Raw genomic sequence first — 16,246 nt, forward strand, 5'->3', positions numbered from 1 at the left:
CTGATAGGTCGTTCTATGATTTAGGCTTTTTCAAAAATCACCTAAGCATGTTGTTGTCCTTCAGTCGGGTGGGGAAGATAAGATTTATTTCTTGAAAACTGAAGGAAAAGGATTCTTCTTGGTGCATGTCACTATTTCTTTTTGAAACCTTTTCTGATAACTTTCAAACTAAACACAAAGAAATTACTTCCGGAAAGTGGTTCGGTTTAAACTCTTTAAATCTAAAAGGGAAACCCTTTGCCACTTTCTTTGAAGGAGATCTCGTTCTGAAACTCGGAGCGGAAAAGATCGCTGAGATCATTTCCCGTTATCCGGGAGCAAAGCTCTTCGATCCTTCTCATAACAACAGAGCCATGAAAGATTGGCTCCAAATTCCGGTCGAATTCGAAGAAGATTGGCTTTCTTTAGCGGAAAGTTCTTTTCTGCTTGCTCAAAAAACGCTGAGTGTGTCTGTTCCGGCTAAGAAGAAAAGCGCGCCTAAAAAAGCCGCTAAGAAAAAAACTCCGGCCAAGAAAAAGAGCGCTCCGAAGAAGAAGGCAGCTAAGAAAAAGTCTTCTCCTAAAAAGACCAAAGTAAAACCCAAAACTACGGCTAAAAAGAAAGTCGCTCGGAAAAAAGCGGCTGCTAAAAAACGGAAGAGATAAATCGTTCTGTAACTTGCCCGAATCTCGGATTCGGGCAAGAATAGGATTCTTACTTGTTCCTGCAAATCGATCTTTAAAAAACGTTTGAGGTCTCTTTTTCGAATAAAAAATCGAGAAAACGTTAAGAGTTATTTTTGGATAAAAACACTTTTTGAATGAATTCTTTCGTTTCTTTTAAGATCAGATCTTTGTCGCTTTTCATATATTTGGAAAACAAGACGTGATTTCCTATTTCTACTTTTACGGCTTTGTTGAAAGGACTCGCTTTTCTGTTCTGATTCAATTTTCCAAATGCGTTTAACATAGACGGAACGGAAGCGGATTTATCCTGTTCTTGTTCGTTTTTGTAATAATAAAACAAAAGAACGGGAGAAGTAATTTTGGAAAATGGATCCGTTCCTAAGATATATTCTCTCAAGTCTGATAAGTTCTGAACCGCTGCGAGATATTGATCTCTATACCAGAATGCGCTGGCAGGATCTTGCTTTTGTTCTTGTGTTGATTTACGAATTTTTCCCATTGCTAAGTGAGCGAAGTCTTTTCCCCAGGAAAATTGGTAGATACCACCCAAAGGGCTTGTAAAATCGTAGAAAGGAGAAACAAGAATTAAAGCGTGTACTTTTTCCGGGTATTTAGCTGCTAAGTATGTAGAGATCAATCCACCCATACTTGTTCCGATTAGAATCGTTTTTTTACCGAGTTTTTCAAATTCTAAAAATGTCGTTTCGGAATCTTGTATAATTTCTGCAAAGGTAGTGTCTCTATGGTCTTCCAGATTGGTTCCGTGTCCGGGAAGGCGAACGTAATAAAGATTCGCTTTGAGATCTTTTGCTAGTTGATCCGTAACTTCTTCCCCTTCCGCGCGAGACGCTCCAAAGCCGTGGATGTACAGAATGGCGAATTCTGTTTTACCCGGGGAATACCTTACCAACTTTTCCTCATTATCTGGTCTTGCTTTTTTAGTCCGACTGATTTGAAGCTTTTCGTGATAATAACTGTCAAAGTCGGGATGTAATGGAACCACTTTGTATTCGTATTTAGGAATTTCTGCATAAAAAGTGACGATGAGGAATAGTGCAAACACCCCTAAAAAGCCTAAAGTCCACTTGAATAGTTTTATCATTTTATTTTTCTTCATAATTCTAATTAAACAATTCAATTCATTCGTATTACTCCTGCAAGAAAAAAGAATTCAAAAATGTAAGAGACCGAATACGAAGGCAGAATGGATTGTTATTGTCACTTAAGGTTAAAAGATAAAGACCATTGTCGTATCAGCTATCCGAGTTCGGAAAGGTGTTCAAAATTTCTATCTTTCAATATTCTCATTTACCCTTAGGAATATTTAAAATTTATCCTAAAACTTTAGAATTGTGGGAACTCTTACTATAAGTTATCTTGAAAAAATATCTTTAAATCGGCATTTTGAGCAAAGATAACTATAGTTGAACGATGGACTATAAACTCTCTAAAAGGACGTAATCTGTAGGAACTACTATATTTTTAGAAACTTACCAGATCGTTTAGAGATATTTTTCTTAAAATTTCGAAACAGTTCTTATGTTTCGAAACTTATTCGATAAAAAGAGTTGCTGTAACTGCCTTCTTCCAGCGTTGAATCTTTTGGGCTCTTTGAATTGAATTCATTTTCGGTTCGAAAGACTTATAACCTTTTTGTAGATTTTTGAGTTCTCCTAAATTTTTCCAAAAGCCGATGGATAAACCCGCAAGATACGCTGCGCCTGTCGCGGTCATATCCGGTTCGGGAGCACGATCCACTCTCACGTTCGAAAAATCTGAAAGACATTGGAGTAGAATATCGGATTGAGAAACTCCTCCATCCACTTTGATATCCTTAATCTTAACTTTTGTATCTTGTTGAATTCCTTCCAAGATTTCATAGAGACTGAGAGCAATTCCTTCCAAGACGGCTCTCGCTACGTGCCTTCTATGGGATGCAAGAGAAAGACCGATAACTGAAGCCTTAGCACGAGGATTAAAATAAGGAAATCGAGCACCTGTAGGAGTTGGAATAAAAACGATTCCTTCTGTATCTTCGGCTTGCGCTGCAAGTTCATTGAGGACCTTAGGAGTGTCGGAAAGTCCGATCCCTTTACCTAACCAGTCAATCAGAGTGCCAGCAGTCGCAACGTATCCTTCCAACATATACGTAGTTTTACCGTCAATTCTCCAAGCGATCATAGGAAAAAGTCCGCGTCGGGATAGTTTTGCTTTGGGGCCGATGTTGATATCTACGAAAGCTCCGGAGCCTTGGGAGATTTTCACTTCACCCGGCTCAAAACAACATTGACCGAAAAGGGCAGCCATCTGATCGCCGATTGATGCTCGAATCGGTATCGAATGCCCCCCTAGAAATTCAGGCAAGGAATGACCGAAGTCTCCGTTGCTGTCTTTCACTTCCGGAAACAGATTTGCAGGAATTCCAAAAATTGTAAGAATCGGTTGGTTCCAAATCAATTGGAAGGGATTGAACATTCCAGTGGCAACCGCGTTAGACGAATCAGTAAGATGTTGTTTCCCACCGGTAAGCTTATGAATGAACCAGGTATCCAAGGTGCCGAAAAGAACTTCGTCCTTTTTACATCTGCGTTTTAACTCCGGATTTTCGTCCAGAACCCATTTCAGTCTACAAGTTGCGTGATCGGTTGTAAACCTAAGCATGGAAGTGGCGATCATCATTGGATGATTTGTCAATCTTCCAACGAGTGTGGAGACAAAACGAATGATTTTCCAGATTGGATTCCGATTCATAGCCTCTGCAGTTTTATACGAACGAACATCCGCCCAACTGATCAAAGGGGTCAATGGTTTGCCGGAGGATTTTTCCCATAGTAGGAAGGATCCTCGTTGATTACAAATTCCTAATGCGGCTATCTCTTTCGCGACCTGTTTATTCTTTTGAATTTTTTTCAAAAGAGAAAGTAGAGACTTCCATAATACTTCCGGATCGTGTTCCAAGGCTCCCGCCTCGGGGATGTTCGGAGGAGTTTTTTCATATTGTCTTTCGGTGATTTTACCTTTTCTATCCAGTAAAAGTGCACGAATTCCACTTCCTCCGCTGTCGATGGAAAGAACGTATTTCCCCTGTGGATTGGTCATCCAAATCTCCGAGTATTCAGTTTATTTAAAGAGAAATCAAAATAATCGAAAGATTAGGATTTTGTCCATTTCTTTCCGAAGATTAGAATTTGTTTCAAAATCTCAAAATGTAGGTCTTACAATTCTAAGCGACAGTAAAAACCGCACAAAAGCAGTATAAACCGCCGATGCGACGTAATCTGTGGAAACTCCTACATTTTCTTAAAACTTACCGGATCGTTTAGAGATATTTTTTTAAGGTTTTGAGACGGGCTCTTTGAGTGATTTTTTGGTAAAGATTTAGGAAAATTTTTCAAGCTTGAAAAAACATACGTTTGGCGGTTTTGATCGTCGATTGATTAGAAGAAAGAGCGAATTTCACAGATAACGTTTTTGTCCGCGCCAAAAATCCCTTTGAATATTCTTTTAAAGAGTGAAATTAGATTATCTCAAAAACGTTTTCCCAAAAATAGAAAGCGTTTCGAAGAGGTGTATAGATTTTATACGAGAATTTCTCGAAGATGAGAAAGGATCTCTTGATTGTTCGTCGCAATAATATCTTTTCCCATCTTATGAAAAATCATCGATTGAGATTTTCGATCCATCTTGTCTAAGAGCATTCCGAGAAACCTCGGTTCTGAAATAAGAACGAGACTGAGGAAACGATTGGATTTTCGTCCTTGAGTGATCACATCCGAAATCTGGCTAGCAAAGGATTCTGCAACTCTTCGTTTCGGTTCTTGAACGGACTTTGTGTCAAAAGCGATTTTCTGCGCTTTTGCGCGTTTCCCACGACCGGAAGAGTTGAGAATCAGTTCTCGATTTTTCATTCTTCCTTTTGGATTTTCGATACTTTCTAAAAGTTCTAGTCCTTTTCGAGAACCTTTGTACTCAAAAATTTTCGCTTCGGATCGATTTGCGACCACTACCCATTTGTTTTTCATATTTTCCTCCTATCGAGCGATTCGTAAAGAGCGAGATTTGAGTTTTTTCGAGCGATTCGTAAAGAGCGAGATCTGAGTTTTTTCGAGCGATTCGTAAAGAGCGAGATCTGAGTTTTTTCGAGCGATTCGTAAAGAGCGAGATTTGAGTTTTTTCGAGCGATTCGTAAAGAGCGAGATTTGAGTTTTTTCGAGCGATTCGTAAAGAGCGAGATCTGAGTTTTTTCGAGCGATTCGTAAAGAGCGAGATCTGAGTTTTTTCGAGCGATTCGTAAAGAGCGAGATTTGAGTTTTTTCGAGCGATTCGTAGATTAGTATGATATTCTTGTTTTGATTTCGTCAAGATAAACGCAAGTACCTTTGTGGGATCGAGTATTGGATTCATACTTGGGCCTGTTAAAACTTTATAACCATATGTATTTTATGGGGAAAAAGAGGAATAGTCAAGATTCAAATTTGAATCGATCACGGAAAAAAATTTAGAGATGGTTCGGATTAATGCTTTTGAACAAAGATAATTTATTGCTCTCAAAATAGAATTGAAAGTTTCTTCAAGAGGTCGGTTTGAAATGTTATCGTAGATTGGGAAATGAGCTTTCGGACTTTTAGAACCTCAAAATTGGTTTGGGAATTTTAACTGGAAAGGTTTGTTCAGCTTTTGTATGTGGGAGCGATGCGAAGGGCTTTAGCCTCAAGCGCTTTTTCGAAATGACCCGTAACTTTCCGTTTTATTTCGCGTAAGGATGAGCGGATAGCGAATCCGAAGCAGCGTGGTTTTCGCGAAGGTGAGAGCCCGCTCTGAAAAAATATTCAAAAATTATTATGGACTTATAGGACTTTGGATTGAATTTTAAGTTTTATGAATTTATCTATCGTTTTTAACCTTGTTTTTTCTCTGAAGTAGTTATATTTACTCGATCGAAAGCTGACTTAATTGATCTAAAAAGTTTACCGCAAAACTTCCGGGACCGTTCGATTTTTTCGCTGAACGAGAACCTGCAATCGCAAATACCGCGGAAGCAGATACGGATGCTCGTAACGGATCCTTTTGAACTCCTAAAAAAGAAGCGATCAACGCACCCAAAGAACAACCGATGCCAGTTACCTTAGTCATAATCGGGTCTCCTCCGTGGATTGTGATGGTTTTCTTTCCGTTCGTTACGTAATCCACTTCGCCGCTTACGGCAACAACCGCGCCGGTTTTTTCTGAAAGCTCTTGTGCATAGGGCAGAGCATTTTTGGAGCTCGCCGTCGAATCGACTCCTTTCCCTTTTCCTGCTGTTCCGGCTAACGCAAGGATTTCAGAGGCGTTCCCTCTAATTACAGTCGGTTTTAAGTCAAGTAATTCCTTGGTTACTTCCGTTCTAAACCCAAGTGTTCCTGCTGCGACAGGATCGATTACCCAAGGAATGTTCATCTGATGGGCGGCGGTTGCTGCGATTTTCATGGCTTTTGCATCGTTTGAAGTTATTGTGCCGACGTTGATCAGTAATCCGCTTGCAATCTTCGCAAATTCTCCCGCTTCCTCTTCGGCGATTACCATCGCGGGAGACGCGCCGACTGCGAGTAATACGTTTGCAGTCCAATTTGTGACTACGATGTTTGTCATAACGTGTGTTAGGGGGGAATGTTTTCTTAGCTCTAAAAGGTCTTCTACGATCTCTTTTGCGGGCCAGACTCTTTCTAAGGTCGGATGTTTTGACATGTTACTGTAGTTTTAAAAAAGAAAATGAAATCTTGTAAAGAACTTTCATTCTTTTTTATGTTGAAAAAAGTTTTGAGTTCGTTTGAAGATAATTTTACGTTTGTAAGACTTTCTCTGTTTTCTTTTTCTTGAAAGTCGCAATAATGGGCAATTGATTTGATCCTGCGCATCTATCTCTGTATTTAAAAATCACTCGGCCTAATTTTTCGGATTCAATATGAAATTCAAATTTGTTTTACTTAGAGTTTGTTCTAAAATCTTAGGATACTAAATGAAAAAGGTTATCGAGAAATTTGTAAAAACTTCCGGTGATATATCAAGAGGCGCGCAAATAATATACGCGCCTCTTGATTGATTCGGAAAGTTTTTAATAATAAATTAGATCTGAACGCCAATCTCTCACGGGAGTGGAATTCAATCGTAGATAAAATGTTGTCTCCCTGACAACTCTACTGCTTCGAAGAAATAAGTATTCGTTCCAGATTCCCTCTTTCCAAACAGTAATATACTGATATTGTGCCAAAATAGTATTATAATCTTTGAATGTAATTTGACTCCCATCTTGTAGGCATCCACCGTCTAGATTTATGATTTGGATCCGATTGGATCCGTCGTCGAATTTAGGATAGTAGCCGTAATTGCCGTATCCTCCTGCAAAACCCCCGGAATACCACCAATTCCAAAAGTAATTCAAATAAGCAGAGGGTTCGATTTGAACGTACCCGCTTTCCATACAGAACGGGTTTGAATTAGGATCTGATGGTTGCAGCAAATTGAATTTCGTAAATTCTGTTTCAGTGGTTGCGTCCGCTTTCAACCAGCCGTTTGGTTTTTGAGAATCGGCTTGAATTCTTTTTCCGGTGGCTACGGATACTAAGGAAACTTGATCGTATTTTCTTCTATGTCCGGATTTTGTAGGAGTGATAGAATCCGCATATACAAAACCGTAAACTGGATAAGAGTCCGAAAATTCGTAACTTATGTGTCCGTTCGATCTTTTCCAGATTTTCGGAGAAATCGGATCGTAGGCCAAATTTTGCCAAACCTCAGGTTGGATGTGAGATCTTGAAATGAGCACATAATTCGTATATGCAGGTTGTGAGTCGCTATATTTCAAAGCGGCAAAGGCGTTTACTTTCGGGTCCCGTGTATAAGGAATGCCCGCATATTTAGGCTCGCTTACGTTTAGCTTAGTAAGCATTTCATAATATTCGTTACTACCTTTGGTTATGTTCATGTCTCCCGCTATTAAAACGGGTTCGTTCTTCGGGATTGCTTTTGCGTCAATGAAATCTTTGATATTGTTGAATTGATTTATTCTTACAGATCTTCCCAAATCCGAACATGCCGTATTTATCGTTTGAACTTGGGTTCCTATAACATGAATTTTTTTTCCATTTTTATTGATTTTTACATAAGTAAATCCTTTGTGATAAGATGATTCAACACCACATCCAGGATTGTTAAAGATGTATTGTACCTTTTCTTCAATGGGCCATTGGCTTACGATTACGACTCCTCCGTCCGCAGACGTAGATTGCCTGTAAACTCCTAAGGTGGCATTCCAACCGCTTCTGGTTCTCCCTATTACATCGGTTTGATACGGATACCGTGAATGAATTCCGTCTAAGAGAATCTTTCTCGCGTTAGGGTCAGAAAGACCTTCAAATACTATGACGTCTTGATTTTTTATGTAGTCCGAGCTTGCGATTTGTTCTGCTCTTTCTTTTTGTCCCCAATCTGCCCAACCTGGAAGTTGAGTCGGCATTAAAGAAACGTTATGACTAAGAATTTTTATCTCCGAGGCTTGTTGATCGGAACGTGTCATTATATTTATACTTCCTACGCCGGTTATTGGTTGTGGGGGGTAGCTATGGCTTGTTGGAGAGCTTATTACTATGCTAGAACTTCCTATACCGGTTATTGGTTGTGGGCGATAGCTATAGTTTGCAGAACCAGAACTTGTAGGGCGATTTGGAGGTGGTGCAGAACCAGAACTTGTAGGGCGACCTGGAAGTGATGTTGAACTAGAGCTTACTGAACCAGAACTTACTGAATCAGAACTTACTGAACCAGAACTTACTGAATCAGAACTTGATGAACCAGAGCTTACTGAATCAGAACTTGATGAACCAGAGCTTACTGAATCAGAACTTACTGAACCAGAATTTACTGAATCAGAACTTGATGAACCAGAGCTTACTGAACCAGAGCTTACTGAACCAGAGCTTACTGAACCAGAATTTACTGAATCAGAGCTTACTAAACCAGAACTTGATGAACCAGAGCTTACTGAACCAGAATTTACTGAACCAGAGCTTACTGAACCAGAATTTACTGAACCAGAATTTACTGAACCAGAATTTACTGAACCAGAATTTACTGAATCAGAGCTTACTAAACCAGAACTTGATGAACCAGAGCTTACTGAACCAGAATTTACTGAATCAGAACTTACTGAATCAGAATTTGATGGGTCGAGATCTCCTGGGCCTGCTGGTGAGGTAGAGTTTGCAGGACCAGAATTTACTGGATCGTAACCTGTTGAATTTTGATCTTCATTGCTTACGCTTCTGTTATTCGAATTAAGAAGTAAAAGCATAAGTAAATTAGTATAAGAAGTATGTTTATCGGGTGAACAACGTGAGATAAGAAATAAAAAGAGACTACAACATATAATAAATCTTGAATTTGTATGTCTCTTTAATTCGTTTCTGACTTTTTCGGGGAAGACATTTCGCTTTGTTTTCATAATTTATCTCCATTCCTTTTTATGAACGTCTTTATTATATACAATCTGAAAAAGAATAGTAGTTTTTTATAAAAAAGTGTTTCAAGAGGGTGATTCTTGTCGCTTAAGTGTCGTTTGGTGAAATGTGTATTGAAGTTTGACGAGAATGCAAATCAAATACGATACTAGAATATATTTCTCAGCAGGAAAGTTGGAGTAAGTTGTTCGATTGTATGAATCCCTGAAGGGAATGTTTGTGTATACTTAGAGTCTGTTCTAAAACCTCAGATTATAAGAAAGTTTAACAGCTATAAAGTCCGTTGCAAAGTTCATAAACGTAATCTATGGGAAAACTCCTACGTTTTATTACGAACTTATGGAATGATTGTAACTGATTCTTTTTAAGATTTGGGGACAGACTTTTAATATTCGAAATCAATTCAACTTCGAAGTTTATTTGCAAACCAGTATACGATTTGATTTAGGTCAGGTTTCGGAAGAATGTATTTAGGTAGATCGATCAATATATACTTGTGATCTTCGATGACAAAATGAAAGATGAAATTAAAAGTGTGTTTCTATTTTTGCGATAAAAGAAAGATGTTTTATGGTCTCGTATTGTACAGTGTTAGAGTTAGGAAACGCGCGTCTATCATTGATACCTGCACTTTCTTTTTAAAGAGTTTTTAAATACGCAAGAATGAACGGTTCTATATCACCGTCCATCACTGCTGCGACGTTTCCGGTTTCGTGATCGGTTCTATGATCTTTCACAAGGTTGTAAGGATGGAAGACGTAACTTCGAATCTGAGAACCCCAAGCGATGTCTTTTTTCTCGCCGGATTTTTTTTCCAATTCTTCCTTGGCTTTTTCCTGTTCCATCTCGTAGAGCCTTGCCTTTAACATCTTAAATGCGGTATCCCTATTTTTGATCTGAGATCTTTCGTTTTGGCAGGCGACGACGATTCCGCTAGGAAGGTGAGTGATTCGAACTGCGGAATCGGTTGTGTTGACGTGTTGTCCACCAGCTCCCGAAGAACGGTATACATCCACGCGAATGTCTTTTTCTTCGATTTTAATATCGATTTCGTCGTCTATCTCAGGGCTTACGTGGACTGAAACGAAGGAGGTATGTCTCCTTTTGTTTGCATCAAAAGGAGAAATCCTTACGAGCCTATGAATTCCATTTTCCCCTTTTAAAAAACCAAAAGCGAAATCGCCTGCCACATGTAAGGTGGCATTTTTGATTCCGGCCCCATCGCCCGCCTGAATATCAATGAGGGAATACCGATATCCCTTTTTTTCAAAATATCGAATGTACATCCTAAGAAGCATTTCAGCCCAGTCTTGGCTTTCAGTTCCACCCGCTCCAGGGTGAATATTTAGGAAAGCCGGTTTTAGATCCTCTGAATTTTTAAGAGCGCCTAAAAGTTCGAGTTCTTCGAATTTTTCCTGGAGCCTGTTGTATTCTATCGAAAGCTCTCCGATTCCGTTTTCACCTTTTTCGTCGAGAGTCAGCTCAACTAAATCAGGAAAATCTAATATATCTTGTTGAATCGTAAACCAGGGGGTGAGTTTTTTTTCCAGTTCATTCTTTTTCTGGCTTACAGTCCTCGCTTCTTCCGGATTGTTCCAGAGGTCCGGATCTTCGGACTTTTCATTGAGCGCCTTAAGACGATCCTTGTCCTGTTCCAAATTTAAGAGTTTCCAACGATTTAGAAAATTTTCCTGTAATTCTTTAGAGACTCTTTTAAGTTCTTTTGCTGATTTGACTTCCATAATCTTTGCTTGTAGTTAGTTTGATGATTTGCTGTAAAATGGTTTGAGCGGATCCGTTTATTGAAAAAGAAAATCTTCTTTACTTTCTCTTTCTTGTTCCCAGGAAAATATGGTGTCTCTGAGTTGCGGAGTGTTCCCTTCCACCGTGGCTACCAAAATATATTCTTCTTTCTTTCTGAATTCTTCCGGATTTTTTTTTAAGATCAGCTTACCAGAGCGAATTAAATCGAGAATGTGCAAAAGAAAAGGATCTTTTTCTGTTCTGGAAAGTTCTTTCATCGCTGAATAAAATGGAGTGATCCCTTTGTGGAACCAATCCACGATTTCATTTTTTCCGTTCGGCCAGAGTTGATTCAATTGAATCGTTTCTTCCCTAAGAAGAGACTTGCCTTGAAACGGTTTTTGAAGATGCCTGCATTGGAAATAGAGTTCGTGATTGATCTCTCTTGGAAAGGTCTTTCCATAACCGGATCCGATCCATTCGATCCATGCTTTTTTTTCTTTTACGGGCAAGGACGGAATGAGGGCGAAGAGGTAATTCTGATTTTTGAATATTCGAGAAGTGGAAAGATGATCTAAAACCTCATAGGGGATCATGTATAGGCCTTTCTGCCATTCTAAAACCAGCGGAATTTTTTCTACGTCCAGGTACTCCACGGGAGTTTCAGCTCGGACGACGTCCCCAAACTGAGTGAGAATATAAATAAAAGAAAGAAGTTCTTGTCGATTCATTTTCCGGATCAACGTATCGGGATCCAAATTACGATGCAAAGCGTGTCTTAACAGATTGTATTGTTCTACTGGAAATTGAACCGGAGATAAGATGATCCCAAGAAATTTTTCCATTTTCTTGAGGCTATGTCTCTCCACGAGATCCAGATTTCCAGAAATCAAAAATGGCATAAGGTTAAAGGGCCCTGTGTCCGATGTCTTTTCTATAAAAAGTTTTGGGAGCCTGGATTTTTTCCAGGAAAGAATAAGCTTGGTCGACCGAACTCTTTAGATCGGCTCCTTGAGCTACTACTCCGAGAATTCTTCCCCCTGATGAAAAAACTTTTCCATCTTTTTTTGATGTCCCCGCATGAAAAAGATAAACGTTTTGACCAGACGTTTCCGGAAGATTCAACGGAATATTTTTTTCATAAGAATCCGGATATCCTTGAGCAGCGAGGACTACTACCGCTGCGGCTCCACTTTTTATCGACGTTTGTACCTCCTTAATTTTGCCTGTAGAGGCTATATAAAGAAGTTCTAATAAATCTCCGTCGAACATTGCAAGTACACATTGGGTTTCAGGATCTCCGAATCTGCAGTTGAATTCCACGACTTTTGGTTCTCCGTCTGAAGAGATCATTAAACCGGCGTAAAGAAGACCGCGATATGGATGTCCCTTCTTGCGAAATGTTTCAAACATGCGATCGAAAATTTCTTCTTTCACTTTTTTTAATATAGCTTCTGTAATAATGGGTGCGGGGCAATAGGCTCCCATACCTCCGGTATTCGGACCTTGGTCTCCGTCGAACGCTCTTTTATGATCTTGCGCGGCCGGCAAAAGAAAGTAGGAATCCCCGTCGGAAACAGCAAAAACGGACGCTTCTTGGCCCTCCATGAACTCTTCGATGACAACTTGATTGCCACTTTCTCCGAATTTTTTATCTTCAAAAATTTCTTTGAGCGCGTTCATCGCCATTTTTTTTGTCGTGGCTACTGTGACACCTTTACCAGCGGCGAGCCCGTCTGCTTTGATTACGATGGGAGTAGACTTGGATTCGAGATAGTTTAAGGAAGAGGAATATTCTGTAAACGTTTTATACTCCGCCGTCGGAACGTTTGCCTCGACCATTAAAGATTTCGCAAAATTTTTAGAACCTTCCACTTGTGCACAATAGGAATCGGGACCAAAAGTGGGAATTTCTAATTCGGCCGCCCAATCTGTAAAACCCGCGACTAAAGGATCTTCTGGTCCGACTACGATAAAATCAAAAGGATTCAGTTTTAAAAAGGACTGAACCGATTCTTTGGATAAAATATTAAACGAATTGGAGGGGAGGACCTCGTTATCCGGAAAACCGCCGTTTCCGGGAAAAACTTTCAATTCGTTTAACAATGGGGACTTACGAAGATGGAACGCGATTGCGCTTTCTCTACCTCCCGAACCGATGAGAAGGACTTTTAACTTAGCTTGCAAGATTTTGAATCCCCTTTTTTAGAACCTCCACTTTATCGATGAAGATTTTGAGTTTTTCTCTTTCTTTCTCCACAACATCGGGAGCGGCCTTGGAAAGAAAACCCGGATTAGATAGTTTTGCTTCGAGTTTTTCTTTTTCGATCTCGGATTTTTGAAGTTCCTTATTTAAACGGGCTTTTTCTTTTTCAATGTCGATCAATCCTTCCAAAGGAAGAATAATTTCTCCTTTTGTAAAATGAGAAACCGAATCCGTTTTCTGAATTTTGTATGTACCTTCGATTCGAATGGATTCCAGACGGGCGAGTTGCAAGAGAGATACCTCATTTTCAGAAATTGCAAAGCGAGTGATATCGTCTTCGGATTTGACGATCGCTTTACACTTTTTGTCCGGAGCAACTCCGTTTTCAGAGCGCATAACGCGGATTTTTGTGACGATTTCTTGAAGAAGATTAAGCTTTTGAACTCCTGTGGCGTCGGAAGAAACCGGATACACTTCCGGGAAAGGGGTAGTAACGATGTACTGGTCTGAAAAAACGGAATGAACTTCTTCGGTTAAAAACGGCATAAAAGGATGCAAAAGTCCTAATGCACGAGTAAGCACGTCCGAAAGGACCTGTTTTGCGATTTCCGTCGATCGGGGAGAAACTTTGCCGTATGCTCTCGGTTTGACGAGTTCTATATACCAATCGCAGAAATCTCCCCAAATGAATTCGTAGATCGCAGCGGCCATTTCATAAAAATGGAACTTGGAGTGGGCTTTATTGTATTCTTCCAAACAGCGATTGAATTTGGAAAGAATCCATTGATCCATCGGTTCGAGATCTTTTTCGATTTCCGGAGTGATGCCTGTCGGAACGAAGGATTCTTCCAAGTTCATCAGAATAAAGCGGGACGAATTCCAGATTTTATTACAGAAAGAACGATAACCGTCCAAACGAGATTCGTCGAAAAGGATATCCTTACCTTCGGGGAGAGTTGCCGCGAGAAAAAAGCGAAAAGAGTCGGTTCCGTATTTTTCCATCATCACTAGGGGGTCGATTACGTTTCCAACGGATTTGGAGAATTTTTTTCCGTTTTTATCCCTGACTAAACCGTGTATGAGTACTTTATGAAATGGTGGAGCTTTTAAAAACTTCATTCCCATCATGATCATTCTGGAAACCCAGAAGAATATGATATCGAAGCCGGTGACAAGGACGGAAGTCGGATAGTATTTTTTTAAGTCAGACGTTTGTTCCGGCCAACCCATTGTCGAAAAAGGCCAAAGTTGGGAAGAGAACCAAGTATCCAAAACATCCGGATCGGGCTCCACTTCTTTGGAATTGCAGGAAGGACAGGTCGTTACGGGAGTTTCGGAAACTTCCACATGTTTGCACGTTTTACAATGATACGCAGGAATTCTATGTCCCCACCAAAGTTGTCTGGAGATGCACCAATCTCGGATGTTGTGCATCCATTCAAAAAAAGTTTTTTCCCACATTTTTGGAATAAATTCTACTTGGCCGGTTTGAACTGCTTGCACTGCCAAGTCTGCGAGAGGTTTGATCTTAACGAACCACTGGGTCGAAAGATACGGTTCTATCACCGTCCCTCCTCTTGAGTTGTGGCCGACCGAGTGAACGTGGTCTTCGATTTTTTCGATTAAACCTTTGGCTTCAAGATCTACGAGAACTTTCTTACGCGCTTCAAAACGATCCAGACCTTGATACGGGCCAGCGTTTGCGTTCATGGTCCCGTCCGGGTTCATAACAAGAAGTGGTTTGAGTCCGAGTCTTTGACCTGCTTCAAAGTCGTTTGCATCGTGTGCAGGTGTGATCTTTACAAGGCCCGATCCGAATTCCTGATCCACAAAAGAATCGAAGAGTAGCGGGATCTGTCTGTTCGTAAGAGGAAGATCCAGAACCACATCCTTCAAGGGAGCATAACGTTTATCTTCGGGATTTGCACAAACTGCTACGTCTCCGAACATCGTTTCCGGTCTTGTCGTAGCTACGACTAAAAATTGATCCTTTTTACCGTGGATGGGATATTTAATATGATAGAGTTTGCCTTTTGTTTCACGAAATTCCACTTCTAGATCCGAGATCGCAGTTCTGGAAGTGGGACACCAGTTGATGATTCTTTCTCCGCGATAGATCAAACCTTCGTCGTAAAGAGATTTAAAAACTTTGAATACGGCTTTGGAAAGCCCCTCGTCCAAAGTGAATCTTTCTTTGGACCAATCGACCGATTCCCCTAAAAGTTTTTGCTGTCGTGTGATCATTCCACCCGAATGATCTTTCCATTCCCAGATTTTGTTAACGAATTCTTCTCTTGTAAAATCGGTTCTTTTTTTTCCTTCTTTTGCAAGTTCTCTTTCCACAACCATTTGAGTTGCGATTCCTGCGTGATCCATTCCTGGAAGCCAAAGAGTAGATTTGCCTTTCTTACGTTCGATTCGGATAAGAATGTCTTGAATAGTATGATTAAGTGCGTGCCCGATATGCAAAGATCCCGTAACATTGGGGGGCGGAATGACTATGGAGAAAGATTCTTTGGAATTGGAATTAGGCGCAAAGGACTTTTTCTCTTCCCAGAGCGAAATCCATTTATTCTCGACTTCTTTCGGTTCGTAGCGATCGCCTATTTGTTTTTTCATGTCTATAAAAAACAAGTTTTCCTACTTTTTCCCAGGGTCAAGAGGATTCAAACTGTTCTGACTTTAAGAAAGGAAAAATTGGGCTTTAAGTGACCGATTTATTTTTGTACTTGAATCTTCATTCTAAAAAGGCTCGAAGAGTTAAAATAAAAGTTGTTACCCTTGGGAGTAAGATACCTGGATGGACGCTATTCTTTAAACTCGACGAAACATTTTCGGTTATAGAGATGGATCGAAAAACGTTTTTTTGAAAGCCGATAACCCGGTTCTATTCAATTGATTCGGGAAATTTTATATCGTATTGATGTGAGGATTCTGGATTCAGGGACAAAGAGCGATTATTTTTTCGGATTTCCGGTTGAAATTGAGACTACATTATTTTACATTGAGAATGCGATTTTTCGAAAGTGACCGTTTACAAAAAGAGGACGCTATTTCCATGTTTTTATTCAATTGTTCAAAGTAGAACTTAGTTTAAGTTTATTGAATATGTTTTTCATATTTTGAAACCGTAAAAGCGC

General features: G+C 39.9%; 10 protein-coding genes. 1 reads left to right on the forward strand and 9 read right to left on the reverse strand.

Going from position 1 to position 16,246, the window contains the following annotated elements; genetic code table 11:
* Positions 1-125: 125 nt before the first annotated feature.
* Complete coding sequence (locus LEP1GSC190_RS02975; protein ID WP_002746478.1) at positions 126-644, forward strand: CDK5 domain-containing protein; 519 nt, start codon at positions 126-128, stop codon at positions 642-644.
* A 121-nt stretch (positions 645-765) separates the two neighbouring features.
* Here the strand turns inward: LEP1GSC190_RS02975 and LEP1GSC190_RS02980 are convergent, their stop codons facing one another.
* The 9 genes from LEP1GSC190_RS02980 to LEP1GSC190_RS03025 all read right to left on the reverse strand — a co-directional run bounded on the left by LEP1GSC190_RS02980 (position 766) and on the right by LEP1GSC190_RS03025 (position 15,725).
* Positions 766-1,782: an alpha/beta hydrolase gene (locus tag LEP1GSC190_RS02980; RefSeq protein WP_036037340.1), complete on the reverse strand. Its 1,017-nt coding sequence runs from the start codon at positions 1,780-1,782 to the stop codon at positions 766-768.
* A 434-nt stretch (positions 1,783-2,216) separates the two neighbouring features.
* A complete protein-coding gene (locus LEP1GSC190_RS02985; protein WP_002746356.1) occupies positions 2,217-3,764 on the reverse strand; it encodes a glycerol kinase 5 in 1,548 nt (515 codons plus the stop codon).
* 479 nt (positions 3,765-4,243) lie between these two features.
* Positions 4,244-4,687: a host attachment protein gene (locus tag LEP1GSC190_RS02990; protein ID WP_002764708.1), complete on the reverse strand. Its 444-nt coding sequence runs from the start codon at positions 4,685-4,687 to the stop codon at positions 4,244-4,246.
* A 907-nt stretch (positions 4,688-5,594) separates the two neighbouring features.
* Positions 5,595-6,389 carry a hydroxyethylthiazole kinase gene (gene thiM / locus LEP1GSC190_RS02995; protein ID WP_002746378.1) on the reverse strand — a complete coding sequence of 265 codons (795 nt, stop codon included), beginning with the start codon at positions 6,387-6,389 and terminating at the stop codon, positions 5,595-5,597.
* 367 nt (positions 6,390-6,756) lie between these two features.
* Positions 6,757-9,141 (reverse strand): sphingomyelin phosphodiesterase, encoded by a 2,385-nt coding sequence (gene sph, locus LEP1GSC190_RS03005; protein WP_081606721.1) that lies wholly within the window; start codon positions 9,139-9,141, stop codon positions 6,757-6,759.
* Positions 9,142-9,795: 654 nt separating this feature from the next.
* Complete coding sequence (prfB, locus tag LEP1GSC190_RS03010) at positions 9,796-10,899, reverse strand: peptide chain release factor 2 (RefSeq protein WP_002746466.1); 1,104 nt, start codon at positions 10,897-10,899, stop codon at positions 9,796-9,798.
* 57 nt (positions 10,900-10,956) lie between these two features.
* Entirely contained in the window at positions 10,957-11,802 is an 846-nt protein-coding gene (locus LEP1GSC190_RS03015) for a hypothetical protein (RefSeq protein ID WP_002746482.1), read from the reverse strand.
* Positions 11,803-11,806: 4 nt separating this feature from the next.
* Positions 11,807-13,087 carry a phosphoribosylamine--glycine ligase gene (gene purD, locus LEP1GSC190_RS03020; protein WP_002746450.1) on the reverse strand — a complete coding sequence of 427 codons (1,281 nt, stop codon included), beginning with the start codon at positions 13,085-13,087 and terminating at the stop codon, positions 11,807-11,809.
* Positions 13,077-15,725 carry a valine--tRNA ligase gene (locus LEP1GSC190_RS03025; RefSeq protein ID WP_036037343.1) on the reverse strand — a complete coding sequence of 883 codons (2,649 nt, stop codon included), beginning with the start codon at positions 15,723-15,725 and terminating at the stop codon, positions 13,077-13,079. Before LEP1GSC190_RS03025 ends, purD begins: the two co-directional genes overlap by 11 nt.
* Positions 15,726-16,246: the final 521 nt, after the last annotated feature.

It is taken from the genome of Leptospira mayottensis 200901116 (assembly GCF_000306675.2).
Lineage (GTDB): Bacteria > Spirochaetota > Leptospiria > Leptospirales > Leptospiraceae > Leptospira > Leptospira mayottensis.